The sequence below is a fragment of the Streptococcus sp. 714 genome (assembly GCF_013277115.1).
GTDB lineage: Bacteria > Bacillota > Bacilli > Lactobacillales > Streptococcaceae > Streptococcus.
In genome coordinates, this window is record NZ_VMMH01000010.1 from 66671 (window position 1) to 90306 (window position 23636).

The 23636-nt window shown below is 38.8% G+C and carries 26 protein-coding genes; 23 read left to right on the plus strand and 3 right to left on the minus strand.

Translation table 11 applies throughout. The features are described 5' to 3' along the window. Positions 1–2 precede the first annotated feature (2 nt). The 10 genes from HT718_RS04555 (at position 3) to HT718_RS04600 (ending at position 14336) form a co-directional block, all read left to right on the plus strand. Positions 3–866 carry a MutR family transcriptional regulator gene (locus tag HT718_RS04555; protein WP_173267596.1) on the plus strand — a complete coding sequence of 288 codons (864 nt, stop codon included), beginning with the start codon at positions 3–5 and terminating at the stop codon, positions 864–866. A 79-nt stretch (positions 867–945) separates the two neighbouring features. Continuing rightward, complete coding sequence (locus tag HT718_RS04560) at positions 946–2124, plus strand: MFS transporter (protein WP_173267597.1); 1179 nt, start codon at positions 946–948, stop codon at positions 2122–2124. A 93-nt stretch (positions 2125–2217) separates the two neighbouring features. Next, the gene (gene ligA, locus HT718_RS04565; RefSeq protein WP_173267599.1) at positions 2218–4176 is read left to right on the plus strand and encodes an NAD-dependent DNA ligase LigA; all 1959 of its coding nucleotides are present in this window, start codon (positions 2218–2220) and stop codon (positions 4174–4176) included. Between the two features lie 118 nt (positions 4177–4294). After that, the gene (gene pulA, locus HT718_RS04570; protein WP_173267601.1) at positions 4295–6574 is read left to right on the plus strand and encodes a type I pullulanase; all 2280 of its coding nucleotides are present in this window, start codon (positions 4295–4297) and stop codon (positions 6572–6574) included. Positions 6575–6889: 315 nt separating this feature from the next. Then, positions 6890–8818, plus strand: a complete 1929-nt coding sequence (gene glgB / locus HT718_RS04575) for a 1,4-alpha-glucan branching protein GlgB (RefSeq protein ID WP_173267603.1) — start codon at positions 6890–6892, stop codon at positions 8816–8818. Next, positions 8808–9950 carry a glucose-1-phosphate adenylyltransferase gene (locus HT718_RS04580; protein ID WP_000787251.1) on the plus strand — a complete coding sequence of 381 codons (1143 nt, stop codon included), beginning with the start codon at positions 8808–8810 and terminating at the stop codon, positions 9948–9950. The genes glgB and HT718_RS04580 overlap by 11 nt, the downstream gene beginning before the upstream one ends. Continuing rightward, positions 9940–11079 (plus strand): glucose-1-phosphate adenylyltransferase subunit GlgD, encoded by a 1140-nt coding sequence (gene glgD, locus HT718_RS04585; RefSeq protein ID WP_023942438.1) that lies wholly within the window; start codon positions 9940–9942, stop codon positions 11077–11079. Before HT718_RS04580 ends, glgD begins: the two co-directional genes overlap by 11 nt. Beyond that, on the plus strand, positions 11076–12509 hold the full coding sequence (gene glgA / locus HT718_RS04590; protein ID WP_173267605.1) for a glycogen synthase GlgA: 1434 nt from the start codon (positions 11076–11078) through the stop codon (positions 12507–12509). Before glgD ends, glgA begins: the two co-directional genes overlap by 4 nt. A gap of 58 nt (positions 12510–12567) precedes the next feature. Beyond that, positions 12568–13212 (plus strand): phosphoserine phosphatase SerB, encoded by a 645-nt coding sequence (gene serB, locus HT718_RS04595; protein ID WP_173267607.1) that lies wholly within the window; start codon positions 12568–12570, stop codon positions 13210–13212. Between the two features lie 8 nt (positions 13213–13220). Next, positions 13221–14336: a glycerate kinase gene (locus HT718_RS04600; RefSeq protein WP_173267609.1), complete on the plus strand. Its 1116-nt coding sequence runs from the start codon at positions 13221–13223 to the stop codon at positions 14334–14336. On the opposite strand, the gene HT718_RS04605 is transcribed toward HT718_RS04600, so the two are convergent. Next, entirely contained in the window at positions 14333–14779 is a 447-nt protein-coding gene (locus tag HT718_RS04605) for a DUF1694 domain-containing protein (protein WP_033680226.1), read from the minus strand. The genes HT718_RS04600 and HT718_RS04605 overlap by 4 nt on opposite strands. A gap of 163 nt (positions 14780–14942) precedes the next feature. On the opposite strand from HT718_RS04605, the gene eno reads away from it, so the two are divergent. Next, positions 14943–16247 (plus strand): surface-displayed alpha-enolase, encoded by a 1305-nt coding sequence (eno, locus tag HT718_RS04610; RefSeq protein ID WP_000022813.1) that lies wholly within the window; start codon positions 14943–14945, stop codon positions 16245–16247. Between the two features lie 153 nt (positions 16248–16400). Here the strand turns inward: eno and HT718_RS04615 are convergent, their stop codons facing one another. Together HT718_RS04615 and HT718_RS04620 are read right to left on the minus strand one after the other, a co-directional pair. Next, positions 16401–17564 carry a site-specific integrase gene (locus HT718_RS04615; RefSeq protein WP_173267610.1) on the minus strand — a complete coding sequence of 388 codons (1164 nt, stop codon included), beginning with the start codon at positions 17562–17564 and terminating at the stop codon, positions 16401–16403. A 73-nt stretch (positions 17565–17637) separates the two neighbouring features. Then, the gene (locus HT718_RS04620) at positions 17638–18138 is read right to left on the minus strand and encodes a helix-turn-helix transcriptional regulator (RefSeq protein ID WP_173267612.1); all 501 of its coding nucleotides are present in this window, start codon (positions 18136–18138) and stop codon (positions 17638–17640) included. Positions 18139–18323: 185 nt separating this feature from the next. Between HT718_RS04620 and HT718_RS04625 the strand changes: the two genes are divergently transcribed. From HT718_RS04625 to HT718_RS04680, 12 genes are all read left to right on the plus strand, one after another. Further along, positions 18324–18512: a helix-turn-helix domain-containing protein gene (locus HT718_RS04625; RefSeq protein ID WP_000909238.1), complete on the plus strand. Its 189-nt coding sequence runs from the start codon at positions 18324–18326 to the stop codon at positions 18510–18512. A gap of 183 nt (positions 18513–18695) precedes the next feature. Continuing rightward, the gene (locus tag HT718_RS04630) at positions 18696–18968 is read left to right on the plus strand and encodes a hypothetical protein (RefSeq protein WP_173267614.1); all 273 of its coding nucleotides are present in this window, start codon (positions 18696–18698) and stop codon (positions 18966–18968) included. Further along, positions 18958–19161 (plus strand): hypothetical protein, encoded by a 204-nt coding sequence (locus HT718_RS04635; RefSeq protein ID WP_173267616.1) that lies wholly within the window; start codon positions 18958–18960, stop codon positions 19159–19161. The genes HT718_RS04630 and HT718_RS04635 overlap by 11 nt, the downstream gene beginning before the upstream one ends. Positions 19162–19366: 205 nt before the next feature. After that, positions 19367–19633: a hypothetical protein gene (locus HT718_RS04640; RefSeq protein ID WP_049548473.1), complete on the plus strand. Its 267-nt coding sequence runs from the start codon at positions 19367–19369 to the stop codon at positions 19631–19633. Positions 19634–19643: 10 nt separating this feature from the next. Then, entirely contained in the window at positions 19644–19802 is a 159-nt protein-coding gene (locus HT718_RS04645; protein WP_162927869.1) for a hypothetical protein, read from the plus strand. A gap of 6 nt (positions 19803–19808) precedes the next feature. Beyond that, the gene (locus HT718_RS04650; protein WP_173267517.1) at positions 19809–20054 is read left to right on the plus strand and encodes a hypothetical protein; all 246 of its coding nucleotides are present in this window, start codon (positions 19809–19811) and stop codon (positions 20052–20054) included. Next, positions 20051–20266, plus strand: a complete 216-nt coding sequence (locus HT718_RS04655; RefSeq protein ID WP_173267617.1) for a hypothetical protein — start codon at positions 20051–20053, stop codon at positions 20264–20266. Before HT718_RS04650 ends, HT718_RS04655 begins: the two co-directional genes overlap by 4 nt. 74 nt (positions 20267–20340) lie before the next feature. Beyond that, entirely contained in the window at positions 20341–21174 is an 834-nt protein-coding gene (locus HT718_RS04660; RefSeq protein ID WP_173267619.1) for a DnaD domain protein, read from the plus strand. Positions 21175–21185: 11 nt separating this feature from the next. Beyond that, on the plus strand, positions 21186–22037 hold the full coding sequence (locus HT718_RS04665; protein WP_173267621.1) for an ATP-binding protein: 852 nt from the start codon (positions 21186–21188) through the stop codon (positions 22035–22037). 245 nt (positions 22038–22282) lie between these two features. After that, positions 22283–22456 (plus strand): hypothetical protein, encoded by a 174-nt coding sequence (locus HT718_RS04670; protein WP_162927870.1) that lies wholly within the window; start codon positions 22283–22285, stop codon positions 22454–22456. A gap of 91 nt (positions 22457–22547) precedes the next feature. Further along, complete coding sequence (locus tag HT718_RS04675) at positions 22548–23159, plus strand: hypothetical protein (RefSeq protein ID WP_240147354.1); 612 nt, start codon at positions 22548–22550, stop codon at positions 23157–23159. A 45-nt stretch (positions 23160–23204) separates the two neighbouring features. Next, the gene (locus HT718_RS04680) at positions 23205–23633 is read left to right on the plus strand and encodes a replication protein (protein ID WP_173267623.1); all 429 of its coding nucleotides are present in this window, start codon (positions 23205–23207) and stop codon (positions 23631–23633) included. Positions 23634–23636: the final 3 nt, after the last annotated feature.

A 23636-nucleotide genomic window follows, 5' to 3' on the forward strand; every position in this document is an offset into this window, starting at 1 on the left:
AGATGGAACATCTTGGAAAAGTATTTCGTGAATTTCGGACAAGTGGAAATTATTCTTTAAAGGAGGCCGCAGGAGAGTCCTGCTCAACTTCTCAGTTATCTCGCTTTGAGCTTGGGGAGTCTGACCTGGCAGTCTCGCGTTTCTTTGAGATTTTGGATAACATTCATGTAACGATTGAAAATTTCATGGATAAGGCAAGGAATTTTCATAATCATGAACATGTTGCCATGATGGGACAAATTGTGCCACTTTACTACTCAAATGATATTGCAGGTTTTCAAAAGCTTCAAAGAGAACAAATTGAAAAGGCTAAGAGTTCGACAAATCCCCTTTATTTTGAGCTGAACTGGATTTTGTTACAGGGTCTGATTTGTCAAAGAGATTCTAGTTATGATATGAAGCAGGATGATTTGGATAAGGTGGCAGATTATCTCTTCAAAACAGAAGAGTGGACCATGTATGAGTTGATTCTTTTTGGAAATCTCTATAGTTTCTACGATGTGGACTATGTCACACGGATTGGTAGAGAAGTTATGGAGAGGGAGGAATTTTACCAAGAGATTGGTCGCCATAAGAGATTAGTCTTGATTTTGGCTCTTAATTGTTACCAGCATTGTTTAGAGCATGCTTCTTTTGATAATGCAAGCTATTTTGAGATTTATACAGAGAAGATTATTGGTAAAGGTATTAAGCTTTATGAGCGTAATATTTTCCATTATCTAAAAGGCTTTTCCTTGTACCAAAAAGGACAGTGTAAAGAAGGCTGTAAGCAGATGAAAGAGGCCATGTGTATTTTTGACCTACTAGGTCTTCCAGAGCAAGTAGCCTACTATCAGGAACACTACGAAAAATTTGTCAAAGATTAATTTTCCCAAATAAGGGAAAAAATCAAAAGCTCCTTTCGGTTTTGATACAATAGTTTCAAAATTTGAGAGGAGTTTTTATATGAATCGCTATGCACTACAGTTGATTAGTCGTGGAGCTGTTAACAAGATAGGGAATATGCTCTATGATTATGGAAATAGTGTCTGGTTGGCTTCCATGGGGACTATTGGACAGACAGTTTTAGGAATGTATCAGATTTCTGAGCTCGTCACATCCATTCTCGTCAATCCCTTTGGCGGAGTCATTTCAGACCGATTTTCTCGTCGTAAGATTTTAATGACGACAGATCTTATTTGTGGAATTCTCTGTCTGGTCATTTCTTTTATCAGAAATGATAACTGGATGATTGGAGCTTTGATCTTTGCTAATATTGTGCAGGCTATTGCTTTTGCTTTTTCTCGGCCTGCCAATAAAGCTATTATCACAGAATTGGTAGAGAAGGATGAACTGGTCCTCTATAATTCTCGTTTGGAATTGGTGATGCAGGTTGTCAGTGTGAGTTCCCCTGTACTCTCTTTTCTGGTTTTACAATTCGCAAGTCTTCGCATTACCTTGGTATTAGATGCCCTTAGTTTTTTTCTCGCTTTTTCTTTGGTAGCCTTGCTTCCAAAGAAAGAAGAGAAGACTTTAGGTGAAAAGAAACTCACATTCAGAGTTATTTTTTCTGATATCAAGGAGGGGATTCACTATATTGTGAAGCAAAAGGAAATCTTCTTTTTATTGGTCATGGCTTCAAGTGTCAATTTTTTCTTTGCAGCCTTTAATTATCTTCTTCCTTTTTCAAATCAGCTTTATGGAGTTCAAGGTGCCTATGCCACTATTTTAACAATGGGAGCTATCGGATCTATTGTTGGGGCCTTGTTCGCTAGTAAGATTAAAGCCAGTATGGAAATGCTTCTGTTTTTGTTGTCTCTGACTGGGCTTGGAGTGATGATAATGGGTTTCACCCTCCCCTCCTATCTTGCTTTTTCAGGAAATTTCATTTGTGAACTGTTTATGACAATTTTCAATATTCACTTTTTTACTCAAGTACAAACCAAGGTTGAAAGTGAATATCTGGGTAGAGTACTTAGCTCGATTTATACCCTAGCTATACTATTTATGCCTATAGCAACAGGTTTAATGACCTGGCTTCCAAGTGTCCATTTTTATTCTTTCTTGATTATAGGACTAGGAGTTGTCATCTTATCCTTATTAGCTCTAGGCTATGTTCGAACTCATTTTAAAAAAGAACTATAAGTCTGTTTGAGTTTTAAAAATAATTCCAATCTAAGTGTTTTTTTCCGCCCTTCTCGTTTGTGAGGAGGGCTTAGTTTATGGTAAAATGGTCTTATGAATAAAAGAATGAATGAGTTAGTCGCCTTGCTCAATCGCTATGCGACTGAGTACTATACCAGCGATAAACCATCGGTTTCAGACAGTGAGTATGACCGCCTTTACCGTGAGTTGGTTGAGTTAGAAACTGCCTATCCACATCAAGTATTAGCAGATAGTCCGACCCATCGTGTTGGTGGCAAGGTTTTAGATGGTTTTGAAAAATACAGTCATCAGTATCCTCTTTATAGTTTGCAGGATGCTTTTTCACGTGAGGAGCTTGATGCTTTTGATGCGCGTGTTCGTAAGGAACTAGCTCATCCAACATATATTTGTGAGCTGAAAATCGATGGCTTATCTATCTCACTAACTTATGAAAAGGGGATTTTGGTTGCTGGGGCAACACGTGGAGATGGTTCTATTGGGGAGAATATCACAGAAAATCTTAAGCGTGTTAAGGACATTCCATTGACTTTACCAGAAGAACTAGATATCACGGTTCGTGGGGAATGTTATATGCCACGCGCTTCTTTTGACCAGGTTAATCAAACTCGCCAAGAAAATGGAGAGCCTGAATTTGCCAATCCTCGTAATGCGGCAGCAGGAACACTACGTCAGCTGGATACAGCAGTAGTAGCCAAGCGTAATCTTGCGACTTTCTTATATCAAGAAGCCAGTCCTTCAACTCGTGACAGCCAAGAAAAAGTGTTGAAGCACCTTGAACAACTAGGTTTTGTGGTTAATCCTAAGCGAATCTTGGCTGAAACCATAGATGAAATCTGGAATTTTATCCAAGAAGTAGGACAGGAACGGGAAAACCTGCCTTATGATATCGATGGGGTGGTGATCAAGGTAAATGACCTAGCAGGTCAAGAAGAACTTGGCTTTACCGTTAAGGCTCCAAAGTGGGCTGTAGCCTACAAGTTTCCTGCTGAGGAAAAAGAAGCTCAGCTCCTGTCAGTTGACTGGACAGTTGGCCGAACGGGTGTTGTGACTCCAACTGCCAATCTGACTCCCGTTCAGCTTGCTGGGACAACTGTTAGCCGTGCGACTTTGCACAATGTAGATTATATTGCTGAAAAAGATATCCGCAAAGATGATACGGTTATCGTTTATAAGGCTGGAGATATCATCCCTGCCGTTTTGCGTGTCGTAGAGTCCAAACGGATTTCTGAAGAGAAACTAGATATCCCTACAAACTGCCCAAGTTGTGATTCTGACTTGTTGCACTTTGAAGATGAAGTGGCTCTCCGTTGTATCAATCCACGTTGCCCTGCCCAAATCATGGAAGGCTTGATCCACTTTGCCTCTCGAGATGCCATGAATATTACAGGACTTGGTCCATCTATCGTTGAGAAACTATTTGCTGCTAATCTGGTTAAGGATGTGGCGGATATTTACCGATTACAAGAAGAGGATTTCCTACTTTTAGAAGGTGTTAAGGAAAAGTCCACTGCTAAACTGTATCAGGCAATCCAAGCATCTAAGGAAAATTCTGCCGAGAAGCTCTTGTTTGGTTTAGGCATTCGTCATGTCGGCAGTAAGGCCAGTCAGCTTTTACTTCAACATTTTCACTCGATTGAAAATCTGGCTCAGGCAGATCCAGACGAAGTAGCTAGTATTGAAAGTCTGGGTGGTGTGATTGCCAAGAGTCTTCAGACTTATTTTGCGACAGAGGGCTCTGAAATTCTGCTTAAAGAATTGAAAGAAGCTGGGGTCAATCTGGACTATAAAGGTAAAACTGTAGTAGCGGATGCAGCCTTGTCAGGTTTGACCGTGGTATTGACTGGAAAATTGGAACGACTCAAGCGTTCAGAAGCTAAAAGTAAACTCGAGAGCTTGGGAGCTAAAGTAACAGGCAGTGTTTCTAAAAAGACCGACCTTGTCGTTGCTGGTGCAGATGCTGGAAGTAAACTGCAAAAAGCACAGGAACTTGGAATTGAAGTTCGAGATGAAGCTTGGTTAGAAAGTCTGTAATGATAGTTTAAAACCAGAGTTTAGACAGTAAACTAGTTTGTTAATCGGGACAAAATCGGTCAAGAATTTATTAGTGAAATAGAAACAAATCAAGAAGTAAAAAGGAAAAATAAAAACAATGTATAACTACCCTATGCGCATTCATTACCATCGCAAGAATGGTGAATACGATACCTGCTCTTTTGTAAAAAGTCAGGATCAACGAATTGATTTACTGACCTACAAAGAAGATTATTTTGGTGCCTTATTTAACTTTGAACATCCAAGTTCTTATGCCTTAGAAAGTTTGAATTTTGTAGTTCACACGGGTCAAACCAGTAAAGAGTATGCTATCCGTTTTAATTACTATCCTCTTTTAACAGAGGTCTGGATTTTGGAAGGGGATGATAGAATTTATTATTCTGAAAATCCTGCTATCGCCAGTCCTTTCTATAAGAATCAAAATCCTTTTGCCTTTGACAAGGCTATCAATAGTGCTAGTTTCGACCAGCACTGGGGATACCAAGGGGAATTGGGTTGCCGTGTAGAGGACAATCAGGCTCATTTCGCCCTCTGGGCTCCAACAGCGACAGAAGTGCAGGTTGTTGTTTATGAATCAGCTACTAATGATGCACCTGTTTGGAAGACTTTTGAGATGGAGAGAGGCAATAGTTACTCTTATAATCATAAGGACAATACTATTGGTGTCTGGAGTTTGGATGTTGAAGAAGATTTGACTGGTAAGACTTATCAGTATCAAGTCCAATTCCCTCATCACCAAACACTGACACGTGATCCTTATACAATCGCGACCAGCCCTGATGGCAAACGTTCAGCTATTCTGAGTCATGAAGAAAAGCAAGTTGAAAACTTCGAGGTCAAGCACGGTTCGGAGGCTACTTGGCGTTTGACAAATCCATGTAAGGCAGTCATCTGTGAAATGCATATTCGTGATTTGACAAAATCACCGACCTCAGGTGTGGATGAACATCTTCAAGGAACTTTCTTAGGTGCGGCTCAGACAGGGACGGTTAACCAGTACGGCCAAGCAACTGCTTTTGATTACATCAAGAAGATAGGCTACAATTATGTTCAATTGCAACCAATTGCAGACCGTCATAAAGAGTATGATGCATATGGGAATGTCACCTACAACTGGGGTTATGACCCACAAAACTATAACGCACCAGAAACCAGCCTTTCAACAAACCCAGATGATCCAGCTCAGGTTATTCGTGATTTGAAGACCATGGTTCAAGCTTACCATGATGCGGGTATTGGTGTTATTATGGATGTGGTCTATAACCATACATTCTCAGTTGTTGATGCACCTTTCCAAACAACGGTCCCTGATTATTATTATCGTATGAATCCAGATGGTACCTTCCAGAATGGAACGGGTGTTGGAAACGAAACGGCCAGCGAACACGAAATGTTCCGCAAGTATATGATTGATTCTCTTCTATACTGGGTGCAGGAATATAATATTGACGGTTTCCGTTTTGACTTGATGGGGATTCATGATGTCAAGACCATGCAGATGATTCGTCAGAGTTTGGATGAAATTGACCCTAACATTATCCTCTATGGAGAAGGATGGGATATGGGAACAGGTCTTGCCCCTTATGATAAGGCTAAGAAAGACAACGCCTACGAAATGCCAAATATTGGTTTCTTTAATGACGATCAGCGCGATGCTGTCAAAGGTGGAGAAGTTTACGGTACTATTAAGTCAGGTTTTGTCAGTGGTGCTGCGACAGAGCCCATTCTTGCCAAAGCAATCCTTGGTAGTCGTGAATTAGGAACCTATACACATCCAAATCAAGTGCTTAACTATGTAGAAGCCCATGACAATTACAATCTTCACGATTTGTTGGCAACCCTTCATCCAGACCAAAGTTCAGAGCAAATCATGCGTAAAGTCGAAACTGCCACAGCCATGAATCTACTTATGCAGGGGATGGCTTTTATGGAAATCGGTCAAGAATTTGGTCGTACTAAACTGGTTGCGACAGGTGAGAATGGTGAGTTGACTCATGATGATAGAGAGCGTGCTATGAATAGCTATAATGCTCCTGACAGTGTGAACCAAGTGAACTGGGACTTGATCAATGAGCGTCAAGGTAGTATTGAATTTATCCGTCAAATTATTCGATTGAAGACAGAAACCAGTGCTTTTTCTTACCCTACTTATGATGAGATTTACCATCATGTTTTTGTTCATTCAGCTCACGAGCACAGTGGTTGGATTGTCTATGAAATCCACGGGGAAGAACACCTATTGATCGTCTTTAATGCAAAAGGAGATGCGTTCCAGTTTGAAAATGCAGAAAATTTAGAACTCTTGGTGACCAATAGTCCTTCTGATGAGGAAAACAAAGTTGGTGGTGTCAGTGTTAGCATTTTTAAAGTGCTATAAATGTTAGTTTATTTTTTTGGTATTTCTTTTATAAATATTTGAAAAACAAATCAGGAAATTCGTTTTCTGATTTGTTTTTTTACCTAAAAATACTACTTTTATTAGAAAAATAACGAACTTTATGATATCCTTGTAAATAAAATGATTGGTTTTCATAATCTGTTTGAAAATTTCTTGATTTACAAGTGAACACATCAGTGAATTTGTTGAAGACTTTCAAAAGAATTTTTAGCAAATTCCGTAATTTACTTGAATCTTCCCTAAAAAGGTAGTATAATAAATCTATAGAAAACGCTTACAGAAATAGGAGGGTGTATGAATAAGAAAAAAGCTTTAGAAACCTTTATAGCAGGTGAAAATTTTCACCTCCAGCATTATCTGGGAGCGCATAGGGAAGAAAAAGATGGTGAGTATGGCTATACTTTCCGTGTGTGGGCACCTAATGCTCAGGCTGTTCACTTGGTAGGGGATTTCACCAATTGGGTAGAAAACCAAATCCTAATGGAACGAAATGAATTTGGAGTCTGGGAAGTCTTCACTACTCTTGCTCAAGAAGGCCAAATTTATAAGTATCATATCACACGCGCAAATGGTCATCAGTTGATGAAGATTGATCCTTTGGCTGTACGGTATGAGGCACGTCCGGGTACTGGAGCTATTTTAACAGAGATTCCAGAAAAGAAATGGAAGGATGGGCTTTGGTTAGCTCGCAGAAAACGTTGGACTTTCTTTGAACGTCCTGTCAATATCTACGAAGTTCATGCTGGATCTTGGAAGAGAAATCCAGATGGAAGTCCTTATAGTTTTGCTCAATTGAAAGATGAACTCATTCCTTACCTAGTTGAGATGAACTATACTCACATTGAGTTTATGCCCTTGATGTCTCACCCTCTCGGTTTGAGTTGGGGCTATCAGCTTATGGGTTACTTCGCTTTAGAGCATGCCTATGGTCGCCCTGAAGAGTTTCAAGATTTTGTTGAGGAATGTCACTTAAACAATATTGGGGTTATTGTAGACTGGGTACCTGGTCATTTCACCATTAATGATGATGCCTTAGCTTATTATGACGGGACACCGACTTTTGAGTACCAAGACCATAATAAGGCTCATAACTATGGTTGGGGCGCTCTCAATTTTGACCTTGGAAAGAATGAAGTCCAGTCTTTCTTGATTTCTAGCATTAAGTTTTGGATTGACTTTTACCATCTAGATGGTATTCGAGTGGATGCAGTTAGCAACATGCTCTATCTTGACTACGATGATGCTCCATGGACACCTAATAAAGATGGTGGCAATCTCAACTATGAAGGATATTATTTCCTTCAACGCTTGAATGATGTCATTAAACTAGCACATCCAGATGTGATGATGATCGCAGAAGAAAGTTCGTCAGCAACCAAGATTACGGGAATGAAAGAGCTTGGTGGTTTAGGATTTGACTACAAGTGGAATATGGGCTGGATGAATGATATCCTCCGATTCTACGAAGAAGACCCTATTTACCGTAAGTATGACTTTAATCTGGTGACTTTCAGCTTTATGTATGTTTTCAAGGAAAACTATCTCCTACCATTCTCGCACGATGAAGTGGTTCACGGTAAGAAGAGTATGATGCATAAGATGTGGGGAGATCGTTACAATCAATTCGCAGGCTTACGCAATCTCTACACTTACCAAATTTGTCACCCTGGTAAGAAATTGCTCTTCATGGGTAGTGAATACGGCCAATTCCTAGAATGGAGATCTGAAGAGCAGTTGGAATGGTCTAATCTAGAAGACCCTATGAATGCTAAGATGAAGTATTTCACTTCTCAGCTAAACCAGTTTTACAAAGATCACCGCTGTCTGTGGGAAATTGATACCAGCTATGATGGTATTGAAATCATCGATGCGGATAATCGAGACCAGAGTGTCCTTTCCTTCATCCGTAAGGGTAAGAAGGGCGACATGCTAGTCTGCGTCTTTAATATGGCACCTGTTGAACGAAAAGATTTTACCATTGGTCTGCCTGTTGCAGGGATTTACGAAGAAGTCTGGAATACTGAGTTAGAAGAGTGGGGAGGCGTTTGGAAAGAACATAATCAAACTGTTCAAACGCAAGAAGGACTATGGAAAGATTATGAGCAGACCTTAACCTTTACCCTACCGGCTATGGGAGCAAGTGTTTGGAAAATCAAACGTCGCTTGAAATCTGCAAAAACCGTCACAAGTAAAAACCAAAAAGGAGTAGAAAATGAAGAATGAAATGTTAGCTTTGATTCTTGCTGGTGGGCAAGGAACTCGTCTCGGTAAACTCACTCAAAGCATCGCAAAACCAGCTGTGCAATTTGGTGGGCGCTACCGTATCATTGACTTTGCTCTTTCAAACTGTGCCAACTCAGGGATTCACAATGTTGGAGTCATTACACAGTACCAACCTCTTGCTCTCAATAACCATATTGGGAATGGTTCAAGCTGGGGACTAGACGGTATCAATTCTGGTGTCTCTATTCTTCAACCTTATTCTGCAAGTGAAGGAAATCGTTGGTTCGAAGGGACTAGCCACGCTATTTACCAAAATATCGATTATATTGACAGTGTCAATCCTGAGTATGTCTTGATTCTGTCTGGGGACCACATCTATAAAATGGACTATGATGATATGCTCCAGTCTCATAAGGATAATAATGCCAGCTTGACAGTAGCGGTTTTAGACGTCCCTCTTAAAGAAGCTAGCCGTTTTGGTATCATGAACACAGATGCCAATAACCGCATTGTTGAATTTGAAGAAAAACCAGCTCAACCTAAATCTACAAAAGCTTCTATGGGAATTTACATTTTTGATTGGCAACGTCTGCGCAATATGCTCGTTGCTGCTGAAAAGAGCAATGTCGATATGTCAGACTTTGGTAAGAATGTCATTCCAAATTACCTTGAGTCAGGTGAAAGTGTCTATGCCTATGAATTTAATGGTTACTGGAAAGACGTCGGTACGATTGAGTCGCTTTGGGAAGCGAACATGGAGTACATTTCTCCAGAGAATGCCTTGGACAGCCGTAACCGTCAATGGAAGATTTACTCAAGAAACTTAATTTCACCACCAAACTTCCTTGGGGCAAATGCTCATGTGGAAGATTCCTTGGTTGTCGATGGCTGTTTTGTAGATGGAACTGTTAAACATTCTATCCTTTCAACAGGTGCGCAAGTTCGCGAAGGGGCAGAAGTAGTAGATTCAGTTATCATGAGTGGTGCAATTGTTGGTCAGGGAGCTAAAATCAAACGTGCCATTATTGGTGAAGGTGCAGTTATTTCTGATGGTGTCGAAATTGATGGAACAGAAGAAGTACAAGTTGTAGGATATGATGAAGTAGTGGGGGTAGCAACAGATGAAGATTGATAAATATTCTGCCATTTTAGGAAATACAGTTGGTTTTCATGATATGTCAACACTGACGGATCACCGTCCAGTAGCTAGTTTGCCTTTTGGAGGTAAATATCGCTTGATTGACTTCCCGCTTTCAAGTCTTGCTAATGCAGGTGTCCGTAGTATCTTTGGTATTTTCCAACAAGACAATATCAGTTCTGTCTTTGACCATATCCGTTCAGGACGTGAGTGGGGCTTATCAACTCTTCTCAGTCACTATTATCTAGGTATTTACAATACTCGTGTGGAAAGTAGTACGGTTGGAAAAGAATACTACCAACAGCTTCTTACTTATTTGAAACGTTCTGGCTCAAACCAAACGGTTGCCCTCAACTGCGATGTCTTGATTAACATTGATCTGAATCAAGTATTCCATCTACACAGTACAACAAAAGGGCCTATCACTGTAGTTTATAAAAAACTAGCTAAGAAAGACATTTCAGAAGTAAACGCAATCTTGGAAGTGGATGAAACAGACCATGTTCGTTCTCATAAACTCTTTGATAGCAAGTTACCAGATCAAATCTATAACATGTCTACAGATATCTTTGTCGTTGATACACCTTGGTTGATAGAACGCTTGGAAGAAGAAGCTAAGAAAGAACATCCAGAGAAGTTGCGCTATGTTTTACGGGATTTGGCTGCAAAAGAAGGGGCTTTTGCCTACGAGTACACAGGTTATCTGGCAAATATTCACTCTGTAGAGTCTTATTATCAAGCTAACAAAGATATGCTTGAATCACAAAAATTCTATTCTCTCTTCTCACCAAATCAAAAGATTTATACAAAGGTCAAAAACGAAGAGCCAACTTACTATGCCAATACATCTAAGGTAAGTACTTCTCAGTTTGCCTCTGGTAGTATCATTGAAGGTCAAGTGGCTAATTCTGTTCTATCACGTAATATTCATGTCCATAAGGATAGCTTGGTTAAAGATAGTCTACTCTTCCCTCGCGTTGTCATTGGAGAAGGAGCTCAGGTAGAATATGCTATCTTAGACAAGGGTGTTGAAGTTGAGCCTGGTGTTGTGATTCGAGGAACTGCAGAACATCCAGTTGTCGTTAAGAAAGGTAGCAAAGTAATAGAGGATATTCATTCATGAAAATTTTATTTGTAGCAGCAGAGGGTGCACCCTTTTCAAAAACAGGTGGTTTGGGAGACGTTATTGGCGCTCTTCCAAAATCACTGGTAAAAGCTGGGCACGAAGTTGCAGTGATTTTACCCTACTATGACATGGTAGAGACTAAATTTGGAAATCAGATTGAAGATGTTCTTCATTTTGAGGTGAGTGTTGGTTGGCGCAGACAGTATTGTGGAATTAAGAAAACAGTCTTAAACGGTGTGACCTTCTACTTTATTGACAATCAATATTATTTTTTCCGTGGTCATGTTTACGGTGATTTTGATGACGGAGAACGCTTTGCCTTTTTCCAACTTGCTGCCATTGAGGCTATGGAAAGGATTGACTTTATTCCTGACCTTCTCCATGTTCATGACTACCATACAGCTATGATTCCTTTCTTGTTAAAGGAAAAATACCGTTGGATTCAAGCCTATCAAGGAATAAAAACTGTTTTAACCATTCATAATTTGGAATTCCAAGGACAATTTTCAGAAGGAATGTTATGGGATTTGTTTGGAGTCGGCTTTGAACGTTATGCTGATGGCACCCTTCGATGGAACAACTGTCTGAACTGGATGAAGGCTGGTATTCTTTATGCTGACCGTGTTTCAACCGTTTCACCTAGTTATGCTCATGAAATTATGACCAGTCAGTTCGGATGTAACTTGGATCAAATTCTTCGAATGGAATCAGGTAAAGTATCTGGTATCGTGAATGGGATTGATGCTGACCTGTATAATCCTCAGACGGATGCTCTTTTAGACTATCATTTTAATCAGGAAGATTTGTCTGGAAAAGCCCAGAATAAGGCAAAATTGCAAGAAAGAGTTGGCTTGCCAGTTAGAGCCGACGTTCCACTGGTGGGAATTGTTTCTCGTTTGACACGTCAAAAAGGTTTTGATGTGGTTGTCGAAAGTCTGCACCATATCTTGCAAAATGATGTTCAGATTGTTCTTTTGGGAACTGGCGATCCAGCATTTGAGGGGGCTTTCTCATGGTTTGCTCAAATCTATCCAGACAAGCTATCAGCAAATATCACTTTTGATGTCAAACTAGCTCAAGAAATCTACGCTGCTTGTGACCTCTTCCTCATGCCGAGTCGTTTTGAACCGTGTGGTTTGTCTCAAATGATGGCGATGCGTTACGGAACCTTACCATTGGTTCATGAAGTTGGTGGTTTGCGAGATACCGTTCAAGCTTTTAATCCAATAGAAGGAAGCGGAACGGGCTTTAGCTTTGACAATCTATCTCCTTATTGGTTAAATTGGACTTTCCAAACAGCATTGGACTTGTATAGAAACCATCCTGACGTTTGGAAAAAACTACAAAAACAAGCTATGGAGTGTGATTTCTCGTGGGATACAGCCTGCAAGTCATACCTTGACTTGTACCATAGTTTAGTTAATTAATAGATAAAATCGTATGATGACTTCATACGATTTTTGGGCTATTTAGAGAGGAGAACTGATGTCTCAAGTAAAAGGTTTGTGTGTTATGGATGTTGATGGAACCTTAATCCTAGAAGAGGTGATTGATTTGTTGGGAAGAGAGGCAGGTCGTGAGGAGGAAATTTCGCAGATTACAAGTCGGGCAATGCGAGGAGAGTTAGACTTTGAAAGCAGTTTAAGAAAAAGAGTGTCCTTGTTGGCAGGTCTTCCTGTTTCGGTCTTTGAGAAAGTCTTCAACTCTATTCATCTATCGCCAAATGCCCAGAAATTCGTTTCTATTCTCGAAAAGAATGCCATCCTAGTTGGTCTGGTGTCTGGTGGATTTAGTCCAATAGTTGAGAGATTAGCTAAATCCCTTGGCATTACCTATTTCTCTGCCAACCAACTTGAAGTCAAAGACGGTTTTCTAACAGGGGAATTAGTTGGAGCAATTATAAGCCCTGAAGTCAAACAAGCAACTCTGGAAAAATGGAGAAAGGAACTGCAACTTCCTAGAGAAAGAACGGTTGCAATCGGTGATGGGGCCAATGATTTATTGATGCTAGAGTCAGCGGGAATAGGAGTCGCTTTTTGTGCCAAAGAAGTCCTGAAAAAAGAAATACCGAATCATGTTGACAAGAGGGATTTTGTAGAAGTACTTCCTTTGATTGACTTTTTAGAATGAGGGAAAATATGAAGATTGTAATTGCACCAGATTCGTTTAAGGAAAGCTTGACTGCAGAGCAGGTTGCTGAAGCTATTAAGAGAGGGTTCCAACAATCGCTAGCAGATGTAGACTGTCTCCTCTGCCCTGTTGGTGATGGGGGAGAAGGCACTGTAGATGCTATCCGACATTCTCTTGATCTTGAAGAAAAATGGATCCAAGTGACAGGACCTTTTGGCCAAAAAGAAGCCATGCGCTATTTCCAAAAAGGACATCTGGCACTATTTGAAGTAGCTGACTTGGTTGGACTTGGAAAAATTCCGCTAGAAAAACGAAATCCACTGCAAATCCAAACTCGTGGAATTGGAGAATTGATTCGCCACCTCATTGATCAAGGAATTAAAGATATCTATATTGGCGTTGGTGGTACGGCCAGTAATGACGGAGGTATAGGTATTGCTGCTGCTTTAGGTTATCAATTTTATGATAGGAATGGAAATGTCTTGCCCGCTTGTGGACTGTCCTTACTAAACATCGCTTCTGTTTCAATAGAAAATCGCTATGAAATTCCTGAAGATGTTCACATTCGTATTTTAGCAGATGTCGTGAGTCCCTTATGTGGATATCAAGGTGCTACCTACACGTTTGGCAAACAAAAAGGTCTAGATTCTACTATGTTTAAAGCCGTAGATCAGGCGATACAAAATTTTTATGAAAAAGTCTCACCTGCAACATTAGAACTTAAAGGAGCAGGAGCTGGTGGAGGCATTGCTGGCGGTTTGTGTGCCTTTGCTCATGCAAGTATCGTATCTGGGATTGATACCTGCCTAGACTTGATTGACTTTGATAAGAAAGTTTCCGATGCTGACTTGGTTATTGTTGGAGAAGGAAGACTAGATCGTCAAAGTTTAGCAGGGAAAGCACCAATTGGTGTAGCAAAAAGAACCCCTGTCGGAGTTCCTGTTATTGCTATTTGCGGTAGTCTCGCTGAAGATTTACCTTCCCTACCATTTGAAAATATCCAAGCTGCCTTTTCTATTTTGGAGAAAAGTGAACCTTTAGAAGATAGTTTGAAAAATGCCAGTATCTATTTAGAGCATACGGCTACCAATATTGGAAATTTATTAAATATGCCTAAGATTTAGCCAAACCATTTTTTCCAAATGGATGTTTTGGCAGGTTCTTCCTTTTTACCTTCCCAAAGTTCTGGAAAAGCAAGTCGAAGATCCTTTTCTTCTACTTGAACTGGTGCATTGGTGTGAATAATCAGGCCAAAAGGAGAAGAAGTATGCTCTTCAGATACAATGGTAGCTTGACTATCGGTTTCTTTGGCTTCCTTCAAATAGAAAACTTGCTTGTCAAATTCGATAGTTGGTGAAATCTTCACAAATAGTGGCTCAGACTTTTCCTGAAGGTTTTCTAAAATAGATAAAAAGCCTTTTTCTAACTGAGGGCTATTTGCTGTGTCAATATCTGCATATCCAAGAACTCTTTCCTCAAAGGTACCAAGATAGCGTCTTTGCTCATCCGGATTTAATTTTGGCCCACCATGAGCTTTTTCAAGTAATTGTTTTGATAAATCTGTCATGAAAATAGTATATCATAAAAATAAAAAGAAAACATATAAAAGAAAGCGGTTGCTTAATAAAGTTAAGGAAAATTTACACAAAGATAACGTTTTTTCTTGAAAAAGGAGGGTTTTTAAGGTATTATAGAGGTGTAAAAAATTTAACTCATAAGGAGAGTAAAAAATGTCAATTATTACTGATGTTTACGCTCGCGAAGTCCTAGACTCACGCGGTAACCCAACACTTGAAGTAGAAGTTTACACTGAATCAGGTGCTTTCGGACGTGGTATGGTTCCATCAGGAGCTTCTACTGGTGAACACGAAGCAGTTGAACTTCGCGACGGTGACAAATCTCGTTACGGTGGTCTTGGTACACAAAAAGCTGTTGACAACGTAAACAACATCATTGCTGAAGCTATCATCGGCTACGATGTACGTGACCAACAAGCTATCGACCGTGCTATGATCGCACTTGACGGTACTCCTAACAAAGGTAAATTGGGTGCGAACGCAATCCTTGGTGTGTCTATCGCTGTGGCTCGTGCTGCTGCTGACTACCTTGAAATCCCACTTTACAGTTACCTTGGTGGATTCAACACTAAAGTTCTTCCAACTCCAATGATGAACATCATCAACGGTGGTTCTCACTCTGACGCTCCAATCGCTTTCCAAGAGTTTATGATCTTGCCAGTTGGTGCGCCAACATTCAAAGAAGCTCTTCGTTACGGTGCTGAAATCTTCCATGCTCTTAAGAAAATCCTTAAATCACGTGGTTTGGAAACTGCCGTAGGTGACGAAGGTGGATTCGCTCCTCGTTTCGAAGGAACTGAAGATGGTGTTGAAACTATCCTTGCTGCGATTGAAGCTGCTGGATATGTTCCAGGTAAAGACGTATTTATCGGATTTGACTGTGCTTCATCAGAATTCTACGATAAAGAACGTAAAGTTTACGACTACACTAAATTTGAAGGTGAAGGCGCTGCTGTTCGTACATCTGCAGAACAAATCGACTACCTTGAAGAATTGGTTAACAAATACCCAATCATCACTATCGAAGATGGTATGGATGAAAACGACTGGGATGGTTGGAAAGCTCTTACTGAACGTCTTGGTAAGAAAGTACAACTTGTTGGTGACGACTTCTTCGTAACAAACACTGACTACCTTGCACGTGGTATCCAAGAAGGTGCTGCTAACTCAATCCTTATCAAAGTTAACCAAATCGGTACTCTTACTGAAACTTTTGAAGCTATCGAAATGGCTAAAGAAGCTGGTTACACTGCCGTTGTATCACACCGTTCAGGTGAAACTGAAGATTCAACAATCGCTGACATCGCAGTTGCAACAAACGCAGGACAAATCAAAACTGGTTCACTTTCACGTACAGACCGTATCGCTAAATACAACCAATTGCTTCGCATTGAAGACCAACTTGGTGAAGTAGCTGAATACCGTGGATTGAAATCATTCTACAACTTGAAAAAATAATCTCTTTATGAGATGAGGGGCTATAAAGCCTTTGAAATAAGCACTTTGAGGCGCTTTCCCTTAGTGCTTTTTATAATTTAATACCCTTTTTACTACCCCTACTAATTTTTGGTATAGTAAGAGGGTAGCCCGGAAATGGGTCACCCTTATTTTTTATAAATTGCTGATAGCTGTTTCATAATTTGAGACGGCTTTTTTTGCATTCTCTTGGTTAGTATGCCAGTAAGTATTTTCAGTGATCATTAAATTAGAGTGTCCCAGTCTGTACTGAACATCTTTAGGGCTAGCTTGAGCGTAGAGCATCATAGTAGTATGTGTATGGCGGAAACCATGAAATGATACGTTAGTTACTCCAGCAGCATCAAAATGCTTATTTAGGCGCTTTCGTAAGTTACAAGCATAGGCATATTTTTCTGTAAATACAGAGAATACAACCGTTTCAGATCGACCTAATTTCCAAGACTGAATTTGTTGACGGTTTTTGTATTGTTTCAGTAAAAGTAATGTGGCTTTGTCTATTGGTATATCTCGATAACCAGCGCTTGATTTAGGTGAGTTTATTTCCTGATAGCGGTTTAGTGTCTTATTGATACTGATAACACCGTTTTCTAGGTCAATATCAGACCATTCAAGAGCCAGAGCCTCACTAATACGGCAACCAGTGGCCAATAAAGTCTTATACAGGACAACATCAAATAAGTTCTCATAATTTGATTGATCCAGAGTGTCTAAATAATCAAGAAACTGTTTTAATTCTTTGTTGTCTAAGTATTTGACAGCAGCCTTTTCTTTTTGCTGTTTGCGTGGAACGATAACATCATTAGCTGGGTTGTATTGTATTACCTGGATAGCTACGCCATATTTCAAAATACGCTTATTCATGTTATGGAGCAAGGAGTAGTTAGCAAATGCTCCTTTTTCGCCTTTATTTGCCTTGTCAGCCCATTTGTTTACTTGTTGTTGAAGAATAGGCGTAGTGAGTTTAGATAGCTTGTAATCGCCAAATACAGGCAATAAATGCACTCTAACCAACCCCTCCATGGATTGGCGAGTATTTGGCTTAACTGTATTCTTGTAACTATCCCACCAAACTTTTACAAGCTCATTGTATGTTGTAATTGTCGGCTTGTCTTTAACTGTATAGCCATTAGCAGCAAAAGTATTGATCGCATCACGCGCTTTTACTTTAACTCCCTTTTTAGTAGTTGCTGTAATAGTTGTACGGGCTTTCTTGCCCGTTAGTTGGTCAACGCCTAGATAAACACTAGCATAATAAACTCTTTGACCATTCTTTTTGATTTTCTCTTTGATATTCATGTATTTGTACCTTTCTTTCCATCAGCAGGCAAGGCGCGTGGTTTTGTTAGGTATTTATACACGAAGATAAGGGTTATTGTTGTTTTGTTAAATTTTCAAGAAGTGTCAGAATAACATTTTTTTCATCATCATCTAAGAGCGTAAATTTTAGGTTTAGATTAAAGTAGTCTCCTTTTGCGGAGTTTAGAAAAGCTAAAAAATCACTTTCTGGATTGATGGAGTGAATGTATCCGTTGCGTTTTAGAAATTCTGTATCTGAAATTTTCAATCTCAATTTCTCGATTTGTTTCTCTGAAAGAGTGTCGCTAAAAATATCATATACCCAATCTAAGCCAGCTACCCGATCGTTTTTTAAAAAATCCACATCATAGCCTAATAAGTATCCTAGGGGGACTTTGAAATATTTAGCTAGCTCATTGGCGTTTCTTTGTCTTATATTAGCATCTCCACTTTCCCATCTTTGGTAAGTACGAAGATTTACACCGATAGCTTTAGCCACTTCTGCTTGAGATAGATTTTGCTCAATTCTTAGTTGTTTAATTCGTGTTTTGTTTTTTACCGTATGTTCACTCATGGGCTTCCTCCTTTGTACTATTATAGCATAAACGGCTTTTTATGCCACAAAAAAATAAAAAAATGTTATTTAACACTTGACAAAGCCGTAAAAAGTCGCTATCATATAGTTAAAAAAGCCGTAAAAAACCGTAAATTGAATTTAAGATTTGCTTTTTACAATTTCAAAAAAAGGAGGTGAAACCAATGTTGATTACACTATCACTTGCTGAAAAAGTACGTATCAAGCGTGCAAGATTACAGCTAACCAAAAAAGCAGTATCGGAGCAGTTGGGTATTAAATCTCAAACTCTGACAAAAGTTGAGAATGGAAACTATGATGCCCCTAAGCGCATCTATGAGAGCGTGATGACTTGGCTAGTAGAAGAAATTTAAAGCAAGTAAAAAGCCATGTACAGGCGACCAAACCAACGTACATGGCTAAGGAAAAATAACAAAACTCAAGCAAAGGCAAGGCGCGTGGTTTTGTTAGGTATTTAGTAAGGGAGAGAAAAAGAATCCTCCCCTTATCAAATATTACTATTCTAATTTTACCAAAAATAAAGGAAAAAATCAAAAATGGCATTGAGTACACAAAACATCAAGCAACAAGGCAACAAAATAGCTAAGTTACTCCCACATATTGAAATTATCCAACAGCTAAGTAAAGTTTTATTACTTGCTGATAATTCTGGAGCAGATAGCACAGTTTTACACCATCAAATGAAACAAGCATTTAGCGTTATTTTTGAAATGGCAGATCAGGCATATCAAGAAATAGACCAGATTGCTTGTAAGTTGATAAATTGTGATGATAAAGAATTGGAGGTTATTACACAACATGAACGATAAGATTTTAAGCAGCTATGAACTGCTATGTACTGAGCTAGAAAGTGTAATTAGCACTTTAGAGATATCTATTACTGATATTGGCCAAGACAAAACAACAGATCTTGTAACGGTAGCAATCAATGGGCTAAAGTTTCTTGTTTTAGAACATACAGAATTATCAGATAGATTTTTCAAGGAGTATAGCAATGAATGAATTAAATCTAACACCAACACAAAGTATTATCTTAATTATTATATGCTTGTTTATTCTAGTCCTATTATGGCGTTATGAATGCTATATAGAGCTTGATATTACTCCCAAAATTGATAGAGTGGAGGGAAACACCGCAGGGCCATGTAAAAGAGCGCTACGGGCATATATTTCGTTCTCAAACAAGGATTACAATTAGGAGGGGAGCATGGCGACATTTTCAGTTGAATTTGAACAGGGGCTATTAGATAGAGTTGATAGACTAGCACAACAAAAGCTGGAGCTAGAGAAGAAGTTACAAAAGAAAACAGGTCTAATCACTGCTAAGGAACTCAAAGATGAGCTAGATATTTCTGGAACAACATTAAAAAATTGGATAGATATTGGGCTTGTATCGTATCAATCTCCTTTTGAAAGCAGCAAGAAACTTTATTTTAAGGTTTCTGATGTGATTAACTTTCTTACTGTACGCTAGGAGGTCTATTTTGAAAGTGGTTGTTATTGATGGTGATGGATGGAGAGGTAGAGCCCATTACTCACCTAATTTAGATGTGGTATTTATCAGTGATAAAGTACCAGGAAACATGCGTGATGAATTGATTGAACGTGTAACAAAATTAAATCATAGAACAATTTGGAGGTAAAACCGAATGGTAAAAGAACATTATACCGTAACTCATACGATGGCAGACGGGACAAAAAGAGATAGTATTGCCGGATATGTTATCCCTGACGATAACCCAATATATGCACTTTTTAGAAAAGTAAATGAGCGTAGAATGGAGGAGATGCGAAAAAATGGCAACCAGTCTGCAACCATTGATATACCAAAAGGGTGCATAGGAGAGGAAAGGAGAGGTAATCTTATAGAGCAGTTTGAGGAGGCAATGAAATGAATGAGCTAGATTTAACCAATACACAGGCGGTTATCTTTTCCGTGGTATTGATTGGCTTGCTGCTTTATCTAAACCACCGAGACCGCCAAAAAAGCACCCAATTTGAGCGAGAAAGCAAACAGATGATAGAAACACCTAGCGAGGATTTAAGCCCTGATTATAGGCGATATATTCAGCTTACAGGGATCAATGTATGGGGAGGAATTGAATGAGTTTAGCAAGTAGTCGTAAGAGAGTATTAAAACTAATCTAGTTAGAGAATTATAAATAATCAAAGGAGGGGACAATGGCAAAAACAAAAGTCTATTTTTGGCTAAAAATTGATAAGAAATTTTTTGATAATATTTTTATCAAGAGGCTAAAGACGGTACCTGGCGGGTACACCATGACAGTCATTTATATTAGGCTTATGCTAGAGAGCTTGGAAAGTGACTGTATTTTATACTATGAGGGCTACTTTGACAATCTCAAGGAAGAACTAGCCCTAAAATTAGATGTATCAGAAGATGATATAGATATGACCATGGCATACTTTACAAAATGCGGTTTAATACAGATTGACGAAGATAAAAACGCAGAACTACCACAGGCAAAAGCCTTGGTTGAGAGTGAAACAAACTGGGCAAACTATAAACGTGAACAACGAAAAAAAACAAAATTGGAAAAAGTCCAACCATCTTTGACATTTTCCAACTCGTGTCCAACAGAGATAGAGAAAGAGTTAGAGAAAGAGTTAGAGAAAGAGGTAGAAGTAGATAAAGAACAATCACCCACTCCCTCTACCCTCAATCAAGACTTTGCAAATCTCTATAAATCTTTTGAAGCTGAGACAGGTAAAGCATTGTCACCGTTACAGATTCAAGAATTGCAGTATATGCTAGAAGATTTTAGCCCAGAGCTTATTCATGAGGCGTTAAAAGAGGCTGTCAGTCAGGGTAAAGCAAACTTTGCATACATCAAGGCAATCCTTAACCGTTGGAAACAGGACAATTTATTGACGGTGGAACTTGTTAGAAATAGCAGAGCAGCGCGTGAGGCTAGGAAACAATCTCCTGAGCAATCAGAACCTATGAGCCGTGAAGAATGGCTGAAAACACGAACAGAAGAAAATCCATTTTAGGAGGGTAAGCAATGGAAAATAAATTTGAGCAATATAACAACAGAAAAATTAGTGATAAGGTATGTGAGGTTCACAAGGTCAATTATTGGCAAATATCAACACCGATAAGAGGCAGTAAGGAACGAAGCATACAAGAGTTTTGCCCTAAATGTTGTCAGAAGCAAATAGATAGGGAAGAACAAGAGGGAGTTAATAATAGCCTAAATGCTGAGACTTATCTAAAAACTTATAATGTGCTTATGCGAGACAGTACGATCCCTAGAGAGTTAAAAGAGGCTGGCTTTGATAATTTCATAGCTGAGACAGCCGAGGAAAAGCAACTACTTGAGTTTGCTAGAGTGCAAGTAGAGAAATACCTGGACGGCATGACAGGGAATACCCTATTTACAGGATCTACAGGGATAGGAAAGAGTCATCTAAGCGTAGCTATTGCTAAGGCTATAAACGAGGGCTACAAGGCCAAAGGAGAGCCTAAAAGCGTGCTATTTGTCAATCTAACAGAAATCCTTAGACGAGTTCGAGAGAGCTTTAACGCTCCTACTAGTCTAGAGGGGCACTACTCAAGAATGCTGAAAGAGGTTGATTACCTGATACTTGATGATTTAGGTATAAAATCGGACAACGCTAGTAGTAAAGGTAAATCAGTCTGGGAAGAAGAGTTTATTTTTGATATTCTCAGTAATCGAGATAAAACCATTATTACTACAAATCTAAGTAGCTCAGAGATTGCTAGCTTGTATAGTGATCGAGTGGCCAGCCGTGTCAGAACTGGTCTAGAGGGTAACTTTTTCAAGTCATTCACGATCAAGGATAAGCGATACTCAATTAATCAGTTAAAAAACAAAGTAAAGCAGTTAAACTGAAGTAATTGACTTACAAACCTAAACAAAACTAGACACTTTTCATGGGGGGCGAAATCACCCTCTTAAAAAATTACTATGCTTTCCTCGGCCAAACTAATCAAGCATGGTAATTTAACCAATGACGAAAAAACAACTAATAGGTACACAAAAAGGGTAGTATTTTATAACACGAACCTTAAAAACCTAGTCAAATCAATAGACTAGGGATATTCAGATTATAATAAATCGAAATAAAGGAGAAATTCATGACTGAAAACAAGGATAATAAATTATTAGAAATGATGGAGAAAGGCTTTGTTTTATACTCAAAAAATGGTATAATAAAGTACATTGAAATTCCAGAACACGGGAGTATTAAGCTAAAAGCTCAAGATGGGCAGTTAGTTTATAAGGAAGTGACCACTGGAGGACATTGTTAATAAATACTGACTGGAAAAACCAGAGGTATGATAATTGAGTTTAACACTCTTTTGTCATACCTCTTTTACTTTTTGTCATAAGGAGGATAACATGACACTTACAACACTTAAAAATGACATTCAAGCATTTGGGAAGAAAAAAATAGAATATATGCGTGGTTATATCGCCATGCAGGACGATTTTCAAGATAAATTACAAAAACAGTTAATCGGAAAAGTTTATGCAGAAGAAACACTGTTGAAATATAAAAAAGATGCAGAAAATTATTCTAACAATACTTATCAAATGCTGTATCAACAACTAGAAAAAGAGAAAAATATTGAATTAGCAAATCTTAAATCGAAAGAAGAATCTATTACAGCAGATGATGTAGCTGATTTATCTTTATTTTCTAGTATCAAGCCAACAGCGGTAGAAATGAAAGAATATTTAGAAAAGTATAAGAATAAACCTTTAGCAATTAGAAAGTTAGAGAATATTATCGAAAATGATGCTAATCTTTCTTATATTGAAATTGATATAGATCAATTCAAACAACAAAATCTTCTTGAAAAATTAGTCATCTTCTTTATTAGGAAAATTAATTACTTTCATGATGGTTTATATATCAACGGTGATAAGATTGATTTAATGCAACATGAGATGATTGTTGAGAGCAATATTGAGTCACTGGATGAAGAATTGCGTAAATATTTAAAATAAGAAATAAAGGGGGAACCCTTTATTTTGATAACGAGGAGGTAATAGATGGCAGGAAATGAAAATGATGGCCTTACATCCAAACAAATAAAATTCATAGATGCCATGCTTACCGAGCCAACGATAGAAAAAGCGTGCCAAAAAGCAGGGGTGTCAAGGGCAACAGGTCATAAGTATCTAAAGGTTGCAGCAGTTAAAAAAACATTGAGACTAAAACAAGATGAGATGATGGATAAAACTACACAGATGCTATATCTAGCCTCATCCAATGCTGTTTCTGTACTCAATGATATTATGATGGATGCTAAGGTTAACCCGTTTATAAGAACTCAAGCAGCAAAAGCTATACTTGAACAATCATATAAAACTCATGAAATTTTTGGAGTAGTAAGACAAATTGAAGAATTGAGGTTAGAAATTGAGGAAGTATCTAAAGGAGATCAAAGAGTTACAAGAACTCAAGGAATTATTAAGTAGTAG